Source organism: Roseibaca calidilacus, assembly GCF_001517585.1.
GTDB lineage: Bacteria > Pseudomonadota > Alphaproteobacteria > Rhodobacterales > Rhodobacteraceae > Roseinatronobacter > Roseinatronobacter calidilacus.
Genome location: NZ_FBYC01000004.1, coordinates 2,092,147 through 2,114,192, shown reverse-complemented (window position 1 = coordinate 2,114,192; position 22,046 = coordinate 2,092,147). Strand labels below are relative to the sequence as shown.

The 22,046-nt window shown below is 62.1% G+C and carries 19 protein-coding genes; 7 read left to right on the top strand and 12 right to left on the bottom strand.

All coding sequences use genetic code 11. The features are described from left to right. Positions 1 to 11 precede the first annotated feature (11 nt). Genes AWT76_RS13935 through AWT76_RS13925 form a run of 3 tightly spaced genes read right to left on the bottom strand, consistent with a single transcriptional unit; the run spans position 12 to position 1,966 of the window. The gene (locus tag AWT76_RS13935) at positions 12 to 299 is read right to left on the bottom strand and encodes a 4a-hydroxytetrahydrobiopterin dehydratase (protein WP_072246879.1); all 288 of its coding nucleotides are present in this window, start codon (positions 297 to 299) and stop codon (positions 12 to 14) included. 9 nt (positions 300 to 308) lie between these two features. Continuing rightward, a complete protein-coding gene (locus AWT76_RS13930) occupies positions 309 to 1,478 on the bottom strand; it encodes a GNAT family N-acetyltransferase (RefSeq protein ID WP_072246878.1) in 1,170 nt (389 codons plus the stop codon). After that, a complete protein-coding gene (locus AWT76_RS13925) occupies positions 1,478 to 1,966 on the bottom strand; it encodes a peroxiredoxin (protein ID WP_072246877.1) in 489 nt (162 codons plus the stop codon). The genes AWT76_RS13930 and AWT76_RS13925 overlap by 1 nt, the downstream gene beginning before the upstream one ends. Before the next feature lie 79 nt (positions 1,967 to 2,045). Between AWT76_RS13925 and AWT76_RS13920 the strand changes: the two genes are divergently transcribed. Genes AWT76_RS13920 through AWT76_RS13910 form a run of 3 tightly spaced genes read left to right on the top strand, consistent with a single transcriptional unit; the run spans position 2,046 to position 4,452 of the window. After that, on the top strand, positions 2,046 to 3,248 hold the full coding sequence (locus AWT76_RS13920) for an NAD(P)/FAD-dependent oxidoreductase (RefSeq protein WP_072246876.1): 1,203 nt from the start codon (positions 2,046 to 2,048) through the stop codon (positions 3,246 to 3,248). Continuing rightward, entirely contained in the window at positions 3,245 to 3,808 is a 564-nt protein-coding gene (gene rsmD / locus AWT76_RS13915) for a 16S rRNA (guanine(966)-N(2))-methyltransferase RsmD (RefSeq protein WP_072246875.1), read from the top strand. Before AWT76_RS13920 ends, rsmD begins: the two co-directional genes overlap by 4 nt. Next, complete coding sequence (locus AWT76_RS13910) at positions 3,805 to 4,452, top strand: HAD-IA family hydrolase (RefSeq protein WP_072246874.1); 648 nt, start codon at positions 3,805 to 3,807, stop codon at positions 4,450 to 4,452. Before rsmD ends, AWT76_RS13910 begins: the two co-directional genes overlap by 4 nt. Before the next feature lie 52 nt (positions 4,453 to 4,504). On the opposite strand, the gene katG is transcribed toward AWT76_RS13910, so the two are convergent. Beyond that, positions 4,505 to 6,670 (bottom strand): catalase/peroxidase HPI, encoded by a 2,166-nt coding sequence (katG, locus tag AWT76_RS13905; protein ID WP_072246873.1) that lies wholly within the window; start codon positions 6,668 to 6,670, stop codon positions 4,505 to 4,507. Between the two features lie 91 nt (positions 6,671 to 6,761). Then, the gene (pip, locus tag AWT76_RS13900) at positions 6,762 to 7,751 is read right to left on the bottom strand and encodes a prolyl aminopeptidase (protein WP_072246872.1); all 990 of its coding nucleotides are present in this window, start codon (positions 7,749 to 7,751) and stop codon (positions 6,762 to 6,764) included. 65 nt (positions 7,752 to 7,816) lie between these two features. On the opposite strand from pip, the gene ubiG reads away from it, so the two are divergent. Then, positions 7,817 to 8,554 carry a bifunctional 2-polyprenyl-6-hydroxyphenol methylase/3-demethylubiquinol 3-O-methyltransferase UbiG gene (gene ubiG / locus AWT76_RS13895; protein WP_072246871.1) on the top strand — a complete coding sequence of 246 codons (738 nt, stop codon included), beginning with the start codon at positions 7,817 to 7,819 and terminating at the stop codon, positions 8,552 to 8,554. 40 nt (positions 8,555 to 8,594) lie between these two features. On the opposite strand, the gene AWT76_RS13890 is transcribed toward ubiG, so the two are convergent. The 3 genes from AWT76_RS13890 to sseA are packed head-to-tail and all read right to left on the bottom strand — an operon-like array spanning position 8,595 to position 11,186. Continuing rightward, positions 8,595 to 9,779 carry an amino acid aminotransferase gene (locus AWT76_RS13890; RefSeq protein WP_072246870.1) on the bottom strand — a complete coding sequence of 395 codons (1,185 nt, stop codon included), beginning with the start codon at positions 9,777 to 9,779 and terminating at the stop codon, positions 8,595 to 8,597. 4 nt (positions 9,780 to 9,783) lie between these two features. Next, a complete protein-coding gene (locus AWT76_RS13885) occupies positions 9,784 to 10,344 on the bottom strand; it encodes a hypothetical protein (protein ID WP_072246869.1) in 561 nt (186 codons plus the stop codon). Beyond that, positions 10,341 to 11,186 carry a 3-mercaptopyruvate sulfurtransferase gene (sseA, locus tag AWT76_RS13880; protein ID WP_072246868.1) on the bottom strand — a complete coding sequence of 282 codons (846 nt, stop codon included), beginning with the start codon at positions 11,184 to 11,186 and terminating at the stop codon, positions 10,341 to 10,343. Before sseA ends, AWT76_RS13885 begins: the two co-directional genes overlap by 4 nt. A gap of 100 nt (positions 11,187 to 11,286) precedes the next feature. On the opposite strand from sseA, the gene zapE reads away from it, so the two are divergent. Beyond that, complete coding sequence (zapE, locus tag AWT76_RS13875) at positions 11,287 to 12,369, top strand: cell division protein ZapE (RefSeq protein ID WP_072247730.1); 1,083 nt, start codon at positions 11,287 to 11,289, stop codon at positions 12,367 to 12,369. Positions 12,370 to 12,427: 58 nt separating this feature from the next. Here zapE and queG read toward each other — a convergent pair whose 3' ends face one another. The 4 genes from queG to AWT76_RS13855 are packed head-to-tail and all read right to left on the bottom strand — an operon-like array spanning position 12,428 to position 15,803. Further along, a complete protein-coding gene (queG, locus tag AWT76_RS13870; protein ID WP_072246867.1) occupies positions 12,428 to 13,459 on the bottom strand; it encodes a tRNA epoxyqueuosine(34) reductase QueG in 1,032 nt (343 codons plus the stop codon). Between the two features lie 24 nt (positions 13,460 to 13,483). Continuing rightward, positions 13,484 to 14,149: an FtsZ-binding protein FzlA gene (gene fzlA / locus AWT76_RS13865; RefSeq protein WP_072246866.1), complete on the bottom strand. Its 666-nt coding sequence runs from the start codon at positions 14,147 to 14,149 to the stop codon at positions 13,484 to 13,486. Between the two features lie 60 nt (positions 14,150 to 14,209). Beyond that, complete coding sequence (mtgA, locus tag AWT76_RS13860; RefSeq protein WP_072246865.1) at positions 14,210 to 14,959, bottom strand: monofunctional biosynthetic peptidoglycan transglycosylase; 750 nt, start codon at positions 14,957 to 14,959, stop codon at positions 14,210 to 14,212. A 40-nt stretch (positions 14,960 to 14,999) separates the two neighbouring features. Then, positions 15,000 to 15,803 carry an undecaprenyl-diphosphate phosphatase gene (locus AWT76_RS13855; RefSeq protein ID WP_072246864.1) on the bottom strand — a complete coding sequence of 268 codons (804 nt, stop codon included), beginning with the start codon at positions 15,801 to 15,803 and terminating at the stop codon, positions 15,000 to 15,002. A 202-nt stretch (positions 15,804 to 16,005) separates the two neighbouring features. On the opposite strand from AWT76_RS13855, the gene AWT76_RS13850 reads away from it, so the two are divergent. Beyond that, positions 16,006 to 17,448 (top strand): NAD(P)-dependent oxidoreductase, encoded by a 1,443-nt coding sequence (locus tag AWT76_RS13850; protein WP_072246863.1) that lies wholly within the window; start codon positions 16,006 to 16,008, stop codon positions 17,446 to 17,448. A gap of 29 nt (positions 17,449 to 17,477) precedes the next feature. Then, entirely contained in the window at positions 17,478 to 22,016 is a 4,539-nt protein-coding gene (gltB, locus tag AWT76_RS13845; protein ID WP_072246862.1) for a glutamate synthase large subunit, read from the top strand. Positions 22,017 to 22,046: the final 30 nt, after the last annotated feature.

Sequence of the window (22,046 nt, the reverse complement as noted above, 5' to 3'; positions counted from 1 at the left end):
GAGGGGGAATGTTACCCCGCCAGCTTGTCCATTTTCTGCGCCAACGTCACATCCAGATCGCTCAGCCCGCCCACGTCATGCGTGGTCAGCGTAACGCGCACGGTCTTGTACACGTTGAACCATTCCGGGTGATGGTTCATCTTCTCGGCCACGATGGCCGCGCGGGTCATCCAGCTGAAGGCGTCGATGAAATTGGCGAAGGTGTAGGTTTTTTCCAACGCGTCGCGCCCGTCAACCAGCGCCCAGCCATTGGCCAAAAGCGGGTCCAGCGCGGCGCGGTCGGTCAGTTTCTGTGCCATGATATCCTCCTAGCTTCTTCGGAAGGGTGCGAAGTTTGCCAGCGCCGACATTTCGTAGTCAATCGCTGCGCGTTCTTCGCGCAGGTAGCGCGCGACGGCTTGCTGAAAGCCCGGTTCGGGGAAATGGTGCAACGAATGCACCTCGCTTGGCATATAGCCGCGCGCCAGTTTATGCGTGCCTTGCGCCCCGGCTTCGACCCGTGCCAGACCGTGTTCAATGGCAAAATCCATGGCCTGATAATAGCACAACTCGAAATGCAGGCAGGAATGATCGTCTAGGCAGCCCCAATAGCGGCCATAAAGGCAGTCGCGCCCGATAAAGTTCAGCGCGCCTGCAATCGGGGTGCCGTCGCGCTCGGCCATCACCAGCAGCACGTCGTCGCGCATCGTGTCTTGGACGGTGTCGAAAAAGGCCCGCGTCAGGTAGGGCGTGCCCCATTTGCGCGCGCCGGTGTCTTGGTAAAACTGCCAGAACGCGTCCCAATGCTCTGGGCGCAGATCGTCGCCGGTATAGGCGCGGATCACGCCGCCAAAGGCTTGGGCAGTGGCGCGTTCCTTGCGGATGGTCTTGCGCTTGCGCGAGGACAGCGCGGCAAGGAAACTGTCAAAGCTGGAATAGCCTTGGTTCTCCCAGTGGAACTGTTCCGTTACCCGGTGCAGGAACCCGTGTTCGGCCCCGCGCGCGGCTTCCTCTGCGGTGCAAAAGGTCACATGCGCCGAGGACAGCCGATTGTCGCGCGCAACCTGCGCCACGGCTTGCAAAATGGCAGCGGTGCCCGGTTCCTCATACCCCGGTTTGCACAGAAACCGTTTGCCAGTGGCAGGGGTAAATGGCACAGCCAGTTGCAGCTTGGGGTAATATTGCCCGCCTGCCCGCGTGTAGGCTTGGGCAAAGGCATGGTCAAAAATGTATTCGCCCTGAGAATGCGATTTCACATAATGGGGCGCGACCGCAATCAACGCCCCGTCCTGTTCGACGGTGATGTAACGCGGCTCCCACCCCGTGCCGGTGCCGACGGACCCGGACGCTTCCAACGCGTGCAGGAAGCGATAGGTGGTAAACGGATCGGCGGGGCGGCCTGTCGCAGCTTCCGGGCAGGCGCAGGCATCCCAATCCTGCGCTGCGATCTCGTTCAGCGACGCGACAAGCGTGACCGAAAGCGCCCCGCCATCCGCCATTACATCGCCGCCAGCAGCGCCTCGCCACCCGAGACGTCGCAGGTGCCGGGGCTTTCTTCGGCATGAAGCAGCTTGACCACCCCATCCTCGACCAGCATTGCATAGCGCTTGGAACGCCGCATCAGGCCAACGGGCGGCGCGTCGAAATTCATGCCGATTTCAGCGGTGAAGGCGCCGGTGCCATCGGACAATAGGGTAAGCCCAGCCTCTGCCGCCCCCGTTGCGTCACCCCAGGCTTTCATCACGAACGGGTCGTTGACCGACAGGCAGATAATCTCATCCACGCCCTTTGCCGCGAATTCGTCCTTGGTGCGGATAAAGCTGGGCACATGCGCCGAATGGCAGGTCGGGGTGAATGCGCCGGGCACGGCGAACAGCACCACTTTGCGGCCCTTTGTCAGATCGCCAAGTGCGACCTGTTCCGGCCCGTCCGCGCCCATGCGTGAAAACGTGGCATCTGGCAGCGTGTCGCCGGGTTTGATTGTCATGGTCCTGTCCCTTCTGTTGGTTGTCTTTCCTCTGACCCGGCATATAGGATGCAGGCGCAACATGGCCAGTGGGGGCAGGATGAAGAATATCGTCGTTGTGGGGGCTGGTCAGGCCGGCGCATCTTTGGTGGCGCGGCTGCGGGCCAAGGGGTTCGACGGCGCGATCACGCTGCTGGGCGAGGAACCCGTGCCCCCCTACCAGCGCCCGCCCTTGTCCAAGGCCTACCTGCTGGGCGAGATGGACATGGAACGCCTGTTCCTGCGCCCCGAAAGTTTCTATGCCGATCAGGGGGTTAACTTGCGAGTCGGTGCGCGCGTGGCCGGGCTGGACCGAAGCGCGCGGCTTGTCCATCTGGCGGGCGAAACACTGCCCTATGATGCGCTGGTGCTGACCACCGGGTCCATCCCGCGCCGCTTGCCTGCCGCGATAGGCGGCGACTTGCCCGGTGTTTATACCGTGCGCGGGCTGGCCGATGTCGATGCTATGGCGTCTGAATTCCGCCAAGGCGCGCGCGTGGTCATCGTGGGTGGCGGTTATATCGGGCTGGAAGCGGCGGCGGTTGCCGCCAAGCGCGGGCTGGACGTGACAGTGCTTGAAATGGCCCCGCGTATTCTGGCGCGTGTTGCTGCGGTTGAAACCGCCGAAGCCGTCCACGCGCTGCACGAACGCCATGGCGTGCGTATCTTGACGGATACCGCTTTGGCCCGGATCGACGGCGATGATCGCGCAACAGGCGTGACGCTGGCGGATGGCACGCAGTTGCCCGCCGATTTCGTGATTGTCGGCATTGGGATCGCACCTGCGACCGATCTGGCCGAAGCCGCCGGGCTGACGCTGGACAACGGCATTGCCACCGACGCGCAGGGCCGAACCAGCGATCCGGCCATTTGGGCGGCGGGCGATTGCGCGTCTTTCCCGTGGCAGGGCGGGCGGTTGCGGTTGGAAAGCGTGCAGAACGCCATCGACCAAGCCGAATGCGTGGCCGATAACATGCTGGGCGCTGGGCGCGATTATGTGCCCATGCCGTGGTTCTGGTCGGACCAATACGACATGAAGCTGCAAATCGCGGGGCTGAATGCTGGATATGACCAAGTGATCGTTCGCGATGCGGGTGCGCGCAGCCATTGGTATTTCAAAAGTGCGCGGCTGATCTCGGTCGATGCTTTGGGCGATCCGCGTGCCTACATGGTCGGCAAACGAATGATCGAGCAGGGGATCACCCCTGACCCGGCGGCGCTGGTGGATCCCGCGACCGACCTCAAGGCGCTTTTGCGCGCATGAGGATCGTTGGCGGAAGCGCGCGTGGCCTGAAACTGGCGGATGTCGGCGCGGGCGATGCGCAGGCGCATCTGCGCCCCACATCCGACCGCGTGCGCGAGGCGATGTTCAACCTGTTGATAAACGGTGCGGACGCGATCCCGCTGGACGGTATTCGCGTGCTCGACCTGTTCGCGGGCACGGGGGCGTTGGGGCTGGAAGCGCTGTCGCGCGGCGCGTCCTTCGCCTGCTTCATAGATGACGGGGCCGCCGCCCGCGCATTGTTGCGCGAGAATATCGAGAAGATGCGCGCCATGGGCCGCACCAAGGTGTTCCGCCGCAACGCCACCACCTTGGGCGCAAACCATGGCGCAGCCTTTGGCCTTGTGTTCATGGACCCGCCCTATGGCAAGGGTTTGGGCGCGCAGGCTTTGGCATCGGCCGTTACAGGCGGCTGGCTGGCCCCCGGCGCGCGCATTGTCTGGGAAGAAAGCACTCCGCAGCTTGCGCCCCAAGGCTTCGCCCTGATCGACCAGCGCCGTTACGGCGACACCCATGTCACTATGTTGGAATATACCCCATGACCCCGCAGCTTGTGATTTTCGACTGCGACGGCGTCGTGGTGGATTCAGAGATCATCACCAACAGCTTCCTACGCGATGAGATGGCGGCGCATGGGCTGGACCTGCCTTTGGACCAGATCATGGGGCTTTTCGTGGGCGGCACCATCGCCGGTGTCGCGGTGCGGGCGCGCGAATTGGGAGCGACCTTGCCAGAGGATTGGGTTGAGAATTTCTACCCGCGCATCTGCGACAAGCTGGCAGAGGGCACCCCGATGATCCCCGGTATTGTCGGTGTTCTGGAGCAGTTGGAGGCGGCCACCATCCCCTATTGCATCGGGTCGAACGGGCGGCATGTGAAAATGCGCGCGACTCTGGGCCAGCACCCGGAACTTGCGGCGCGCTTCACGTCCAACGTCTTTGCGGCAACCGATGTTGCCCGCCCCAAACCCGCGCCCGATCTGTTCCTGCACGCGGCCAAGACCATGGGCCATACGCCCGACGCTTGCGTCGTGATTGAAGACAGCCCCACCGGCGCGCGGGCCGCGAGGGCCGCCGGGATGCGCTGTTTCGGTTATGCGCCCGAGGGGGACGGCACGAAACTGGCGGCAGAGGGCGCGCAACTGTTCCGCAGGATGGATGACCTGCCCACCCTTCTGGGCGTGTGACATGAAAAAGGGGCGCACGCGGCGCCCCTTTTCCTTTCAGTGATGCGAGCGATCACGCCAGATCGTAGCGATCCGCGTTCATCACCTTGGTCCAGGCTGCCACGAAATCCTTCACGAATTTCTCGGCATTGTCGTCCTGGGCATAGACCTCTGCATAGGCGCGCAGGATAGAGCTGGAGCCGAAGACAAGGTCCGCCCGCGTTGCGGTGAATTTCGCAGCGCCCGTTGCACGGTCCTGCAATTCGTAGGAATTGCGGCCTTTCGGTTCCCATTTCCAGTTCATGTCGGTCAGGTTGACGAAGAAATCATTCGTCAGCGCGCCAACACGGTCGGTAAACACGCCATGCGCCGTTCCGGCATGGTTGGTGCCCATCACGCGCAGACCGCCGACAAGGCAGGTCATTTCATGCGCCGTCAGGCCCATGAGTTGCGCGCGGTCGAGCATCATTTCCTCTGCCGAGACAACGTAGTCCTTCTTCATCCAGTTGCGGAAACCATCGGCGACGGGTTCCAGCCACTTGAAGCTGTCGGCATCGGTCATCTCGTCCGTGGCATCGCCCCGGCCCGGTGCAAACGGCACTTCAATGTCGAACCCGGCAGCTTTCGCGGCCTGTTCCACACCGACATTGCCCGCCAGCACGATCACATCGGCAACCGATGCGCCGAACTCATCCGCGATGGGTTCCAGCATCGCCAGCACGCGGGCCAGACGCTCGGGCTCGTTGCCCTCCCAATCCTTCTGCGGGGCCAGACGGATGCGCGCACCATTGGCGCCGCCGCGATAGTCCGACTTGCGGAAGGTGCGGGCGCTGTCCCATGCGGTGGCGACCATGTCACCAAGGGGCAAACCGCTTGCGGCGATCTTGGCTTTCACAGCGGCCACGTCATAGTCTTTGTTGCCAGCCGGAACCGGGTCTTGCCATACCAGAATCTCGGTCGGGGCTTCCTTGCCGATATAACGCTCCTGCGGGCCCATGTCGCGATGGGTCAGCTTGAACCAAGCGCGGGCGAAGGCATCATCGAACGATGCCGGATCGGCCATGAACTTTTCGCAGATTGCGCGATAGACCGGGTCGACCTTCATAGCCATGTCGGCGTCGGTCATGATCGGGTTGTAGCGGATCGAGGGGTCTTCGACATCGACAGGCTTGTCTTCTTCGGCAATGTCGATGGGTTCCCACTGCCATGCGCCGGCGGGGGACTTTTTCAATTCCCACTCATAGCCGAACAGCAGCTTGAAATAGCCCATGTCCCATTTGGTCGGATGCGTCGTCCATGCACCCTCAATACCCGAGGTCACGGTGTCACGGCCAATACCACGGGTCTTGTGGTTCATCCAGCCAAGCCCGCCTTCTTCCAGCGCAGCCCCTTCGGGTGCCGGGCCAAGGTTTTCCGCGCGGCCATTGCCGTGGCACTTGCCGACGGTGTGGCCACCAGCGGTCAGGGCGACGGTTTCTTCGTCATTCATAGCCATGCGGGCGAAGGTTTCGCGCACCTGACCTGCGGTTTTCATCGGGTCGGGTTGGCCGTTCACGCCTTCGGGATTGACGTAGATCAGGCCCATCTGCACGGCGGCCAGCGGGTTTTCCATGGTCGAGGCGTCGTCGACATTCTCATACCGTTCGTCCGACGGTGCCAGCCATTCCTTTTCGGAACCCCAGTAGACATCCTTCTCCGGGCCCCAGATATCTTCACGGCCAAGCGAGAAGCCGAAGGTTTTCAGGCCCATATCCTCGTAGGCGACAGTGCCCGACAGGATAATCAGGTCGGCCCAGCTGATCTTGTTGCCGTATTTCTTTTTCAGCGGCCACAGCAGCCGGCGGGCTTTGTCCAGGTTGGCGTTGTCCGGCCAGCTGTTCAGCGGGGCGAACCGCATGTTGCCGGTGCCAGCGCCGCCACGGCCATCGGCCACGCGGTAGCTGCCTGCGGCGTGCCATGCCAAGCGAATCATCAGACCGCCATAGTGGCCCCAATCGGCCGGCCACCAGTCTTGGCTGTCCTTCAGAAGCGCCTTCATATCGGCTTTCAGCGCGTCGTAATCCAGTTCCTTGACGGCTTCACGATAGTTGAAATCGCCCAAGGGGTTCGTCTTGGTGTCGTGCTGGTGCAGAATGTCCAGGTTCAGCGCCTTGGGCCACCAATCCATCACTTGGGTGCCGGTGGTGGTCAGTGCGCCATGCATGACCGGGCATTTGCCTGCGTTGTCAGATCCGTCCATTGATCCCTCCAAAGTTTAAATCTGGAATGGGTCTAACATGTCCGAGCAATCAGGAATAGTTTTTTATACTGATATCTTTCATAAGATAAACTTATGGTGTCTGCATTTCGACATGGCGCATTTGGTTCATGACCCGCACCAATTCGCGCGCAATGGCGGGTTCGGACAGCGCATGGCCCGACAATCCGACCATTTCCAGCCGTGAGCGGCCCCAATTGCGGTGCAGTTCCCACGCGGTGGCGGGCGGGCAAATCATATCGTAACGGCCCTGAACAATTGTGCCGGGGACATTGGACATCTTCCACAGCCCGTTCATCAGCGCGCCATCTTCGCCCAGAAAGCACCCATTCGAGAAATAGTGATTCTCCAGCCGGGCAAAGGCGCGGGCATAGTCACTTGGGGCGTCGGCACCCAGCAGACCGCGTGTCTCGATAGAGGCCAGCGCGTTTTCCCACCGTGTCCAGGCCCGGGCGAAGCGGTTTTCTTCGTGGATATCGCCGCTGAACAGGCGCTTGGAATAGGCTGTAATCAGGTCGTGATGTTCGTCCTCGGGGATGACACGCGTGAATTGCGCCCATAGTTCGGGAAAGAACCGCGCAGCCCCGCCCCCATAAAACCAGTCCAGTTCCGCGCGCGTGCCCATGAACACGCCGCGCAACACCACATGGGCCACGGCTTGCGGCTGAGCTTGGGTATAGGCCAGCGCCAGCGTTGCCCCCCAAGACCCGCCGAACACCACCCAGCGGGGTATCTCAAGCGCGGTGCGGATCAATTCGATATCGGCCAGCAGATGCGCGGTTGTGTTGGCATGGGTTGAGGCAGAGGGCTTGGAGCGCCCACATCCGCGCTGGTCGAACAGGATAACCCGGTAATGCGCGGGATCGAAAAACCGCCGCATGGTCGGGCTGCACCCACCGCCGGGGCCGCCATGCAGCACCACGACAGGCATGCCTTTTGAATTGCCGCATTGCTCGACATACACACGATGGCCATCGCCCACGTCCAGCAGCCGCTGGTCGTAGGGTTCGATATAGGGGTAAAGGCCCCGTTGTGCGCTATCGTGTCCGACTGGCTTGTCCATGTTTCGGACTATATAGGTCGTAGCGCGTGCCCGCCATGGGGCAGATTGGAAAAACCGAGGGAACCATGACCACAACCACGATCGACCCGACCGAAGTGGCGAAATTCGAGGCGATGGCCGCTGAATGGTGGAACCCGAACGGCAAGTTCAAGCCATTGCATATGCTGAACCCTTGTCGGTTGGACTACATCACCCGCCAGATTGCCGCCGAATTTGACCGTGATCTGACTGCGCCGTTGCCCTTTAAGGGCTTGCGCCTGCTGGATATCGGCTGCGGGGGGGGCTTGCTGTCCGAGCCCATGGCCCGGCTTGGGGCCGATGTGGTGGGCGCAGATGCCGCACCGCGCAACATTCCCGTGGCGCAGATCCATGCCGAACAGGAAGGTCTGACCATCGATTACCGCCACACCACCGCCGAGGATCTGGCGGCGGCGGGCGAGCAGTTCGACGTGGTGCTGAACATGGAAGTGGTCGAACATGTGGCCGACCCGCTGGCCTATCTGACAGCCTGCCAGCAGCTTCTAAAACCGGGCGGGCTGATGATCTGCTCAACCCTCAACCGCAATCCGAAAAGCTATGTCATGGCGATTATCGGGGCGGAATATGTCATGCGCTGGCTGCCGAAAGGGACGCATGACTGGTCTAAATTCATCACCCCGGATGAGCTTTACGACCTGATTCGTCGCGCAGGGCTGGACCCGGTGGACCGCACCGGTTTTGTGTTCGACAAGCTGCGGTGGAGTTGGTCCCTGTCGGAACGCGACCTGTCGGTGAATTATGTGACAGCTTCAGTGAAGCGCTAAACGTTTCGCTGCGGAACATTGGCAAAGCCCAAGGGTTGCGCTACCCGCGCAATACCCCTGCCACCGCGCGCGCCACGTCGCCCGCGCGCGACGGGTCCATGCCTGCCATGTTCACCCGCCCGTCCCATAGCATGTAGATTCCGTGATCCTCGCGCAGCTTTGTGACCTGCGCTTCGGTCAGCGGCAGGATGGAAAACATCCCCTGTTGCGCGGCCACGGCCCCCATGCGGTCGGACCCGGTTGCCTCGCGCAAGGCGTTGGCCAGCGCGCGGCGGTTTTCCTGCACGCGGGCGCGCATGCCATCCAGTTCCTCTAGCCAGACGGCGCGCAACATCGGATCGCCCAGAATGGTGCTGACCACGCGGCCCCCATGGTCGGGCGGAAAGGCAAAGCTTTGCCGGTTCAGCCCGGCCAATGTCGCCGCCATCGCGTCGCGCTGCGCGTCGGGCACCACCGCCATGGCAATGCCCACCCGGTCACGATACAGGCCGAAATTCTTTGAACAACTCGCCGCGATCAACACCTCGGGCAAGCGCGCGGCCAAGTGGCGCAACCCGCCTGCATCGGCATCCAGCCCTTCGCCAAAGCCCTGATAGGCCATGTCCACAAACGGCGTGGCCCCGCTGCGCTCTAGAAGTGCTGCAACCTCTGCCCAGTCTTGCGCCGATAGGTCCACGCCTGTCGGGTTGTGGCAGCAACCATGCAGCAGCACGACTTCTCCGGCCTGTGCTTGCGCCAGATCGGTCATCATCCCGGCGCGGTCCAAGGCCCCGGCTTCGGCATCCAGATACCGATAGGGGCGTGCGGTCAGGCCAGCCGCTGCGATCAACGGCCCGTGGTTCGGCCATGTCTGCGCACTGACCCAGACGGTCGCGCCGGGGCGCACCTTGGCGATCAACTCGCAGATCTGGCGCACCGCCGAAGTGCCGCCCGGCGTGCCCACGGCGGCCACGCGGGCGCTTGGCACCGCGCCGCCCAGAAGCAGGGTTTCCATTTCAGTCAGAAAGGCCGCATCGCCTGCCAGCGATAGGTAGCTTTTGCTATCCTGCGTGTCCAATATCCGCGCCTCTGCCTGTTTGACCGCGCGCATCACCGGGGTGCGCCCCTCTGCGTCGCGGTAGACACCGACGCCAAGGTCAATCTTGTCGGTGCGGGTATCGGCAGCAAATGCCTGCATCAGACCGATAATTCCGTCCAGTTTCGGGGTGGGCAGGGTTTCGAACATGGGCTTAGTCCTGTGCTGGCGACCAATCGCGTGTCAGGGTGCGGGTGCGCTCTTCGCGGCGGACCACCGAAAATCCGTGTCGCTGATACTGGATCAACGCGCGCGGATGATCCAGCGTGCAGGTGTTGACGGTCAATTTCTGCACGCTGTCTTGCGCCCAGCCCGTCAGGATCGCGGTGCGCAGCATCCACGACCCAAGGCCACGGCCCACAACGCCCGGCACCAGCCCGAAATAGCACAAGTCGCATGTGTCGCCCGCGCGCCAGTCCAGCAAGAAGAAGCAGTGCGGCCAGCCATGGTCGATCAGCGAGTATAAAGCGACCTTGGGGCTGGTCAGCCAGTTGCCGATTTCGGCATCTTCCGAGGCGTGCAGATCGGTCCAGGCATAATCGCGCCCGACCGCGTCGTATAACGCACGAAAATACCAGACAGGCGGGGTTTCCGCCTTTAGCAGCGCGCCGGTCATGGCGGTGGGGGTATGCGGCCAGTCATAACTTGGCCGCGCGGTCATTTCCAGAAAGGTAACGGTGTAGGGAACGCTTTCCCCGGCGCGGCGCGTGGTCATCCCTGTTCCACCTTCAGGTCTGGGAACAGGCCCCATTCCGCCCAAGACCCGTCATACAGCGCATGGTCGCGGTGGCCCAGAATTTCCAGCCCCAGCGACAGGATCGCCGCCGTCACGCCGGACCCGCAGGTGGTGATAACACGGCGGTCCAGATCAACGCCCGCATCGGTGAACGCGTCGCGCAAGGCGTCGCCACGCTTCATGGTGCCATCGGCGTTCAGCAGCGCGCCAAAAGGCAGGTTCAGCGCACCCGGCATGTGGCCCGCGCGCAAGCCCTCGCGGGGTTCGGGTTCATCCCCGCGAAAGCGCGCGGGGCTGCGGGCATCCACGATCTGCCAGTCGCGCAGCTTGATCGCGGCGGCAACTTGGCTGACATCTTTTACCAAATGCGGTTGGCGCAGCGCGGTCATGTGGCGCTCGCGCAAGGGGGGAGGCATGTCTTCGACCGCACGCCCTTCGGCCTGCCATTTCGGAAAGCCGCCATCCAGCACGGCCACATCGGTCTTGCCCATCAGCCGGAACAGCCACCAGACGCGGGCCGCGGAAAACAGCCCCATCCCATCGTAGACCACCACCTGATGCCCGTCGCCCACACCCATGGCGCGCATCCGGGACATGAATTTCTCGACCGGGGGGGCCATGTGGGGCAGGGCGGATCGGTGGTCGCTGATTTCGTCAATGTCGAAAAACCGCGCGCTGGGGATATGGGCCTTGGCGTATTCCGCCTTTGCGTCGCGCGCCATAGCGGGCATGTACCAGCTTGCATCCAGTACGCGCAGGTCGGGGTCGGACAGATGGGCGGCCAGCCATTCGGTAGAAACCAGCGTTTTCGGATCGTCCATGTCTGCCCCCGTAACTTGCAACCCCATACACCTACTAAGGCCCGCACGGACTGGCAAGCAGGGCTTTTCGCGGCCTACGGCTTGGCTTATTCAGATGAGCATGGCCGACACGCTGACACAGATTTACGACCAGAAGGTGGAAACCGGTGCGCTGCGCCCCGACCCGGCACAGCGCGCGGCGCTGCCGCTGTTCCAACCGATCCTTGACCATTTGGGCCGACCCGCACCCAAAACCGGCGGTCTGCGTGGCCTGTTTGGTCGTGCGCAGCCCGCGCCCGCGCCGGGGCTGTATTTGTGGGGCGGGGTGGGGCGCGGCAAATCCATGCTGATGGATTTGTTTGTGGCCCATGCAGGCGATGTGCCCAAGCGGCGGGTGCATTTTCACGCCTTCATGCAAGAAATCCATGCCGGGATGCACAAGGCCCGCCAAGCCAACACGCAAGACGCGCTTGCGCCGGTGGCCGATGCGGTGGCCGCGCAGGTGCGCCTGCTGGCGTTTGATGAAATGCAGATCACCGACATCACCGACGCTATGGTCGTGGGCCGCCTGTTCGAGCGGCTGATGAATGCCGGTGTGGCCATCGTCACCACCTCGAACCGCCCGCCGGATGATCTGTATAAAGATGGGCTGAACCGCGCGCTGTTTTTGCCCTTTATCGACATGCTGAAAGCGCGGATGGTGGTGCATGAGCTAGAGTCGGAAACCGATTACCGCCAGCACCGTCTGGCGGGTGCGCAGGTCTATTTCACCCCCGGCGGCGCGCAGGCGCGCGAAACGCTTGGCCGGTTGTGGGATGACCTGACCGGCCACGATCCGGGGCAGGAATTGCGCCTGCGGGTCACGGGCCGCGACGTGGTCATCCCCAAGGCGCATAACGGCGTGGGTCGTGCGTCGTTCTGGGAATTGTGCGGCCAGCCCTTGGGCGCGGCGGACTATCTGGCCATTGCCGAAGCCTTGCGGGTGCTCATCCTCGACGATATTCCGCAACTGTCCTCGGGCAATTACAATCAGGCCAAACGTTTCGTCACGCTGGTCGATGCGCTGTATGAGGGGCGGGTGAGGTTGATCGCTTCGGCGGCGGCAGAGCCGGAGAAGTTGTATACCGAAGGTGCCGGTGCGTTCGAATTCGAACGCACTGCCAGCCGTTTGCGGGAGATGCAAAGCGCGGATTGGCAAGGCTAAGCCCTGTTTCACCTTGCCACAAATGCTTGCGGGGGGCCGGGGGCGGTAGCCCCCGGGGTCAGGCCAAGCGCGCCACGGCCCATCTGGCCGCGTCCGCGACCACGGGGTCAGCATCGTCGCACAAACCCTGCGCCACTGCGCGCAGCCGCGCGCTGCCGGAATTGCCGATGGCGTAAAGCACGTTGCGTACGAAGCGCCCCCGCCCGATCCGCTTGATGGGAGAGCCGGAAAACCGCGCGCGAAAGGCTGCGTCATCCAACTGCGCCAATTCGCCAAGGTCGGGCGCGATCATGCCGTCACGGGCGGCGTATTTCGCCTCTCGCGCCTCGGCCGCGAATTTGTTCCACGGGCAGACGGCAAGGCAATCGTCGCAGCCATAGATGCGGTTGCCCATATTGGCGCGAAACTCTTCGGGAACCGGCCCATGATGCTCGATTGTCAGGTAGGAAATACAGCGCCGCGCATCCAATTGGTAGGGCGCGGGGAACGCGTTGGTCGGGCAAATGTCCAGACAGGCGCGACACGACCCGCAATGCCCCACGGCTGGCGCATCGGGCGTCAGGGCGTGGGTCGTGAAAATCGCCCCGAGAAAGAACCAATTCCCTAACTCGCGCGACAACAGGTTGGTGTGTTTGCCCTGCCAGCCCAAGCCCGCCGCTTGCGCAAGGGGTTTTTCCATCACGGGTGCGGTATCTACGAACACCTTGATCTCGCCGCCGGCGCGGTCGATCAGCCAGCGGCCCAGCCGTTTCAGCCGTTTCTTGACCACATCATGGTAATCGCGGCCCTGCGCATAGGCGGAAATCACGGCGCTTTCCCGCAGGTCTAGCAGGTCCAAAGGGTTGTGGTCGGGCGTATAGGCTTCGGCCAGCATGATGATGCTGCGCGCCTCTGGCCAGAGCGCGGCGGGGTTGCCGCGCCAGCCCATGCGCTCTGCCATCCAACCCATCTGGCCGTGATAGCCAGCCTTCACAAAGGCGCCCAAGCGCTCGGGCGCTTGCGGGATCGCGCCGGGATGCGTGATCGCACAGGCGGTAAAGCCATAGACCAGCGCGGTTGCGCGCAGCTCTGATGTCAGGTTCTCGGCCATGCGCCCGGCATGACGCAAAATGCGCTAGAAATCCAGATCGGCATAATGCGCGGGCGGCTGGAAACCGGGGATCTGGTCGGCCAACAATGTGCGAAAGGCCGGGCGCGATTTGATCTTGGCATACCATTCATGCACTGTGGCAGAGCGTTTCCAGTCCACATCATTGATGTAATCCAGACAGGACAGATGCGCAGCGGCGGTAAAATCCGCCAGTGTCATCTCGTTGCCCGCCAGCCAGCGGCGCTGGCCCAGCAGCCAATCCATGTAATCCAGATGAAACTTGATCCGGGTCGAACCCATCTTGATGCGCGCCGAATCCGGGTAGCCCTGCGCGCTGATCTTCTTGTTCACGCGCTCATAGACAAGGTTGGCGGTCACTTCGGAATGGAACTTGTCATCGAACCACGTGCACAGCCGGCGCATTTCATAGCGCGCTTCGGGCGATTTGGGCACCAAGGGCGGGGATGGAACCACCTCGTCCAGATATTCGCAAATGGCCTGACTTTCGGACATATGCGTGCCGTTATAGCGCAGGATCGGCACCTTGCCCGCCGGATTGCGACGCATGAAATCTTGGCTTGGGTTCCAGTAGCGTTCTTCGACCAGTTCAACCTCTATGCGCTTTTCGCCCAATGTCAGCCGCACCTTGCGGCAAAAGGGCGACAGGGGAACGTGATACAGTCGAGCCATGGGCGATCCGATGCCTTGTGTCTTGCGGGTGGTTCCTCTTGCCCCGCGCGCGCGACAAGTTCAACCACTCAGGCAATCGGCGCGGCCATCACGAGCGATTGTCGCCGCCCCGTCCATGATGGCGACCGCGCGCCGACGTGTGAATTCGGATGGGTTGGCCGCATTGCGGGTTTTGGGCGCAGGCAGGATCGCGGCCAGACGCGCGGCTTGTTCGGCGGATAACTCTGCGGCGGTTGTGCCGAAATAGTGCTGTGCGGCAGCCTCTACCCCGAAAACGCCCTCATCGAATTCGGCAATGTTTAGATAAACTTCTATGATGCGGGCTTTGGGCCAGCTTGCTTCCACCAACAGGGTGATCCCCGATTCAAGTGCTTTGCGTGTCCAGTCGCGGCCATGCCATAGAAAGACATTCTTGACCGTCTGCTGGCTGATGGTCGATGCTCCGCGCGCGGCACCCTGTTCAATCACCTGCCGGATGGCCGACATGTCGAATCCCCAATGACGGCAGAAATTCGCGTCTTCCGCCGCCACGACCGACCGCGCCATGATCGGGGCGATCTGGTGCAGCGGCACCCATTGGCGGCTGATCTCTCCCAATCGCCGGTATTCTTGCCACATGAACAAACCGCCGGGCGGGGCGACAAAGCGATAGAGCAGAACCCACGCCAGCAACAGCACTAGAACCAGTGCAGACAGGCGTAACACCCAGCGCCGAAACCGCCGCCATGTATTGGCGATGGCCATAAACGCCCGGTGCGGGGCACCGGTGCGGTAGCGGGGCTTTTTCGGGGCGGGCTTGCTGCGCGGCATGTGGCGGTTAACACATGTCGCAGCGGACTTGGTCAAGGGGTTAGCTGTAGGCGATGCCCAAAAGCAGCACCCCAAGCGCGATTCGGTAAATCACATAAGGGGTAAAGCTGACAGAGCGCAGCAGGCGCATCATCAGCGCCAGCGCGGCGAGGGCTGCAACAAACGCGATCAACGCCGCTATACCTGCGTCGCGGGCCAGCGCCCAATCGGCTTGGCCAACCACATCCAACGACAATAGCGCGCCCGATGCCAGAATCGTCGGAATGGACATCAACATAGACAGCTTTGCCGCGTCATGGCGCGCATAGCCCAAGGCGCGCGCCCCGGTAATCACGATGCCAGAGCGCGAGGTGCCGGGAATGAGCGCCACCACCTGCCACAGCCCCAGAATAACGGCATGGCGCAGCGTCCAGCCGGGGGCGGTGCGGGTTTCTGCCCCGCGCTTGTCGGCGACATAGAGCGCGATCCCGAACACGATCATTGCCCAACCAATCACCGCAATGCTGCGCATCAGATCAATCCATCCGGTCAGCTTCAGCACCAGCCCAACGGCCATGACCGGGATTGTCGCCACGATCAGGCACAGGGCCAGAAACGCCTCTGGGCTGTTCATCTGGCCGCGTGCAAGCTGGCCTGCACCGCGCAGGGCGCGCATAACATCGGTGCGGAAATACAGACAGACCGCGCCAAGCGTGCCGACATGCACCGCCACATCCAGCGCCAAGCCCTGATCCTGTGCGCCCATCACCTTCGGCAACAGGATAAGATGGCCGGACGATGAGACCGGCAAGAACTCTGTCACGCCCTGCACGAGGGCCAAAATGGCAAGGTAAAGCAATGTCATGTCTGGCTTATATGCCCCCAAAGATCAGGTGCCAAGTTTAATAGTAACAGGCAGTATGGCAGCTATACTGACATAAAATCACGCATCTGCGACATAATTTCTGCACTTGTATCGCAAAATTATCGAAATATGGCAGCCATGCTGACTTTTCATTTGCTGCCAGTCTTTGTAGAAGGCCGTTCCGAACCTTGGAGGAATGATAATGGCCAAGCAACCGATGCTGCGTTTTGTATCTGTTAGCAAGGAAATGCCCGAGAAACGCCCGCCCAACCTGCGGACCGAGGATTTCGGAGAGATTTACCGCGAATATGCGACTGAAAAGGCCGCCGAGCAGGCAGGCCGGTGCAGCCAATGCGGCGTGCCCTATTGTCAGTCGCATTGCCCGTTGCACAACAACATCCCCGATTGGCTGCGCTTGACCGCCGAAGGGCGTTTGCAGGAAGCCTATGAAATCAGCCAAGCGACCAACACCTTCCCCGAGATTTGTGGCCGCATCTGCCCGCAGGACCGCCTGTGCGAAGGCAATTGCGTGATCGAACAGTCGGGCCACGGCACCGTCACCATCGGCGCGGTTGAAAAATACATCACCGACACGGCGTGGGAAGAAGGCTGGGTTCAGCCCATCACCCCCGCCGCTGACCGCTCCGAATCGGTCGCCATCATCGGCGCTGGTCCCGGCGGTCTGGCGGCAGCGGATGTGCTGCGCCGCGCTGGCGTGCAAGTCACGGTCTATGACCGCTACGACCGCGCGGGCGGGTTGATGACCTATGGCATCCCCGGCTTCAAGCTGGAAAAGCCCGTTGTCATGCGCCGGATCGAACAGTTGGAAGCGGCGGGCGTCGAATTCGTGCTGAATTGCAATGTCGGCGCGGATATCAGCTTCGACGCGATTCGTGGCAAGCATGATGCAGTTCTGATTGCCACAGGTGTTTACAAGGCCCGCGATCTGACCGTGCCCAACGGCACGGCATCCGGGGTGCTGCCTGCGCTGGAATTCCTGACCGCCAGCAACCGCAAAAGCTTTGGCGATGAAGTGCCGGAATTCGACAACGGCACGCTGGATGCCAAGGGCAAGCGCGTGGTCGTCATCGGCGGTGGCGACACGGCCATGGATTGCGTGCGCACGGCGGTGCGGCAGGGGGCGACCTCTGTCAAATGCCTGTATCGGCGTGACCGTGAAAACATGCCCGGTTCGCGCCGCGAAACCGCCAATGCTGAAGAAGAGGGTGTCGAATTCGTCTGGCTGACTGCCCCGCTTGGGTTTGAAGTGGACGCGTCCGGCGACCTGTCTGGCGTGCGCGTGCAGAAAATGCGCCTTGGCAAGCCCGATGCCAGCGGCCGCCGCGCGCCTGAAGTGATCGAAGGTGCTGACTATACCGAAGCGGCCGACATGGCGATCATGGCGCTGGGGTTTGAACCCGAAGACATGCCCAAACTGTTCAATCAGTCGGAACTGGCCGTCACGCGCTGGGGCACGATCAAGGCACGTTTCAACACGCATGAAACCGAGATGCCCGGCGTCTGGGCGGTGGGCGACATCGTGCGCGGGGCAAGCTTGGTGGTCTGGGCCATCCGCGACGGGCGCGAAGCCGCAGACTCGATCCTGAATTTCCTTTCGGCACCCGCACAGGTCGCTGCCGAATAACCGAATTTCCTGTCTGAAAGGGAAACGAGATGACCAAGTATGATGAAGCATGGGCCGCCCGCGAGGAAGCAAAGCGCGCCTATATGTCCGAGCACAGCCTGTATCGTGACGAGGACGAGCATTCGTCCTGCGGTGTGGGGCTTGTGGTGTCGCTGGACGGCAAACCGTCGCGCAAGGTGGTCGAGAACGGGATCGAGGCGCTGAAAGCCATTTGGCACCGTGGCGCGGTCGATGCCGATGGCAAGACCGGCGATGGCGCGGGCATTCATGTGCAAATCCCGGTGTCGTTCTTTTATGATGCGATCCGCCGCACCGGCCACGAACCCGCGCATGACCAGCTTATGGCCGTGGGGCAGGTGTTCCTGCCGCGCACGGATTTCAACGCGCAGGAACGTTCGCGGACCATTGTGGAAACCGAAGTGCTGCGCATGGGCTACACCATTTACGGCTGGCGCCATGTGCCGGTGAACGTGGCGTGTCTGGGTGAAAAGGCCAACGCGACCCGGCCAGAGATTGAGCAAATCCTGATCCGCAACACCAAGGGCACGGACGAAGAAACCTTCGAGCGCGAATTGTATGTCATTCGCCGCCGGATAGAAAAAGCCATCAGCGCCGCCGGGATCGCGGGGTTCTACATGTGCTCGCTGTCCTGCCGGTCTATTATCTACAAGGGCATGATGCTGGCCGAGCAGGTGGCTGAATTCTACCCGGATTTGGCTGATGAGCGGTTTGAATCGGCCTTCGCGATCTATCACCAGCGCTATTCGACCAACACCTTCCCGCAATGGTGGCTGGCGCAGCCTTTCCGCATGTTGGCCCATAACGGCGAAATCAACACGCTGAAAGGCAACCTGAACTGGCTTAAAAGCCATGAAATCCGCATGGCATCTGGTGCCTTTGGCGAGATGGCCGAAGACATCAAGCCCATCGTCGCCTCTGGTGCGTCCGACTCGGCTGCGCTGGATTCGGTATTCGAAGTGTTGGTGCGCGCGGGCCGCAACGCGCCCATGGCGAAAACCATGCTGGTGCCCGAAGCGTGGTCCAAGACCGCCGTTGAAATGCCCGAAGCGTGGCGCGACATGTATTCCTACTGCAATTCGGTCATGGAGCCGTGGGACGGCCCCGCCGCCCTTGCCATGACAGATGGTCGTTGGGTCTGCGCCGGTCTGGACCGCAACGGGCTGCGCCCCATGCGCTATGTCGTGACTGGCGACAACATGCTGATTGCCGGGTCGGAAATCGGCATGGTCGTGGTCGATGAATTGTCGGTGCGCGAAAAGGGCGCGCTTGGGCCGGGCCAGATGATCGCGGTCGATATGGCAGAGGGCAAACTGTATCACGATGTCGAGTTGAAGAACAAACTCGCGTCCAACCAGCCCTTTGGCGACTGGAACGAGAAGATCGTCGAGCTGAACGACAAGCTGCGCGATGTACCCGAAACCCGCGCGATGGACGGGGCGGACCTGCGCCGCCGTCAGGTCGCCGCCGGCTATTCGATTGAAGAAATCGAGCAGGTTCTGGCCCCCATGGCCGAAGACGGCAAGGAAATGATCGCGTCCATGGGCGATGACACGCCGTCGGCGGTTTTGTCCAAGGTCTACCGCCCGCTGTCGCATTTCTTCCGCCAGAACTTCAGCCAAGTGACGAACCCGGCCATTGACAGCCTGCGCGAATACCGGGTGATGAGTCTGAAAACCCGCTTCGGCAACCTGAAGAACGTGCTGGACGAAGAAAGCAGCCAGACGGAAATTCTGGTGCTGGACAGCCCCTTCGTGGCCAATGGCGAATTCGCCGAAATGGTGCACGAGTTTGGCGATCAGGTGTCGTTCATCGACTGCACATTCCCGGCGGGCGGGGGCGAAGATGCCCTGCGCGACGGGCTGGAACGCATCCGGGCAGAGGCAGAGGATGCCGTGCGCTCCGGCGCGGGCCATCTGGTGCTGACCGATGAGCATCAGAACGCCGACAAGGTTCCGATGCCGATGATCCTTGCCACCAGCGCGGTGCATAGTTGGCTGACGCGCAAAGGGCTGCGGACCTTCTGTTCCATCAACGCGCGCTCTGCCGAATGTATCGACCCGCATTATTTCGCGGTGCTGATCGGGTCTGGCGCGACGACGGTCAACGCCTATCTGGCGCAAGAAACCATTGCCGACCGTATTGACCGCGGCCTGATCGACGGCCCGCTGATAGAGGCGATGCGCCGCTACCGCGCGGCAATCGACCTTGGCCTGCTGAAGATCATGTCGAAGATGGGCATTTCGGTCATCTCGTCTTATCGCGGCGGCCTGAATTTCGAAGCCGTGGGCCTAAGCCGTGCCATGGTTGCCGAATACTTCCCCGGTATGCCCAGCCGTATCTCTGGCATCGGTCTGCATGGTATCCAGATGAAGCTGGAAGAAGTGCACGCCAAGGGCTGGCGCGGCGGTCAAGACGTGCTGCCGATTGGCGGGTTCTACAAGGCGCGCCGCTCTGGCGAAAAGCATGCTTGGGAAGCCACCAACATGCATCTGTTGCAACAAGCCTGCAACAATTCCAGCTATGCGCTGTGGAAGCAGTATTCCAAGGCCATGTCTGCGCGCGACCCGATCCATTTGCGCGACCTGCTGGATATCAAGGCGCTGGGCCGTCCGATTCCGCTGGAAGAGGTGGAGAGCATCACCTCTATCCGCAAGCGCTTCGTCACGCCGGGCATGTCGCTTGGCGCCTTGTCGCCCGAGGCGCATATGACGCTGAACATTGCCATGAACCGCATCGGCGCGAAATCCGACAGCGGCGAGGGGGGCGAAGACCCGGCACACGCGCATCCGCTGCCCAATGGTGACAACCCCTGCGCCAAGATCAAGCAGGTGGCATCGGGCCGGTTTGGCGTGACGGCGGAATACCTGAACGCCTGCGAAGAGCTGGAAATCAAGGTCGCGCAAGGCGCGAAGCCCGGCGAAGGTGGGCAGCTTCCGGGCATGAAGGTCACGAAGCTGATTGCCCGCTTGCGCCATTCGACGCCGGGTGTGACGCTGATCTCGCCGCCGCCGCACCATGACATCTACTCGATCGAAGACCTGGCTCAGTTGATCTACGATTTGAAGCAGATCAACCCGCGTGTGAAGGTCACTGTCAAGCTGGTGGCGCAATCGGGCGTTGGCACAATTGCCGCCGGCGTGGCCAAGGCTAAGGCCGATGTGATCCTGATCTCGGGCCATAATGGTGGCACCGGGGCCAGCCCCGGCACGTCCATCAAATACGCGGGCCTGCCGTGGGAGATGGGGCTGACCGAAGCGCATCAGGTTCTGGCCATGAACAAGCTGCGCGACCGGATCACGCTGCGCACCGATGGCGGGCTTCGCACGGGCCGCGACATTGTCATGGCCGCGATGATGGGGGCCGAGGAATACGGCATCGGCACCGCCGCGCTGATTGCCATGGGCTGCATCATGGTGCGGCAGTGCCAGTCGAACACCTGCCCGGTGGGCGTCTGCACGCAGGACGAATCCTTGCGCGCCAAGTTCACCGGCAATGCCGATAAGGTGGTGAACCTGATTACCTTCTACGCGCAGGAAGTGCGCGAGATTCTGGCCGAGATCGGCGCGCGGTCCTTGGACGAAGTGATCGGCCGCGCCGACCTGTTGACACAGGTCAGCCGGGGTGCTGCGCATCTGGACGATCTGGACCTGAACCCGCTGCTGCTGACCGTGGATGGCGCGGACCAGATTCGCTATGACCGCGACAAGCCGCGCAACGCCGTGCCGGACACGCTGGATGCGGAAATCATCCGCGACGCCGCGCGCTTCTTTGAAGAAGGCGAGAAGATGCAACTGTCCTACGCGGTGGAAAACACCCACCGCACGGTCGGCACGCGCGCATCCAGCCATATCGTGAAGCGCTTTGGCATGCGCAACAGCCTGCAACCCGACCACCTGACGGTCAAGCTGACCGGCAGCGCAGGGCAGTCCTTGGGGGCATTTGCCGCGCCGGGCCTGAAGATAGAGGTCTATGGCGATGCCAATGACTATGTCGGCAAGGGGCTGTCAGGCGGTATGATCGTGGTGCGCCCGCGCATGTCCTCGCCGCTGGTGACGCATGAAAACACGATCATCGGCAACACGGTTCTGTATGGCGCAACCGATGGCTACCTGTTCGCGGCAGGCCGCGCGGGCGAGCGTTTCGCGGTGCGCAACTCTGGCGCCAAGGTCGTGATCGAAGGCTGCGGGTCCAATGGCTGCGAATACATGACCGGCGGTGTCGCGGTTATCCTTGGCAGCATTGGCGCGAACTTTGGCGCGGGCATGACGGGGGGCATGGCCTACCTGTATGACCCGGCGGGCGAGACGGCGGACCTGATTAACATGGAATCGCTTGTGACCTGCCCGGTCACGGTCGAGCATTGGGAGACCGAATTGCGCGGGTTGATCGCCCGCCATGCCGAGGAAACCGGGTCATCCCGCTCTGACGACATTCTGCGCAACTGGGACCGTGAGAAAGCCCATTTCGTGCAGGTCTGCCCGAAAGAGATGCTGATCCATTTGCCGCATCCGATCAGCTACGATCAAACTGCAATCCCGGCAGAGTGACATCCGGCGCTTCACAACAAGAAAGGCCCC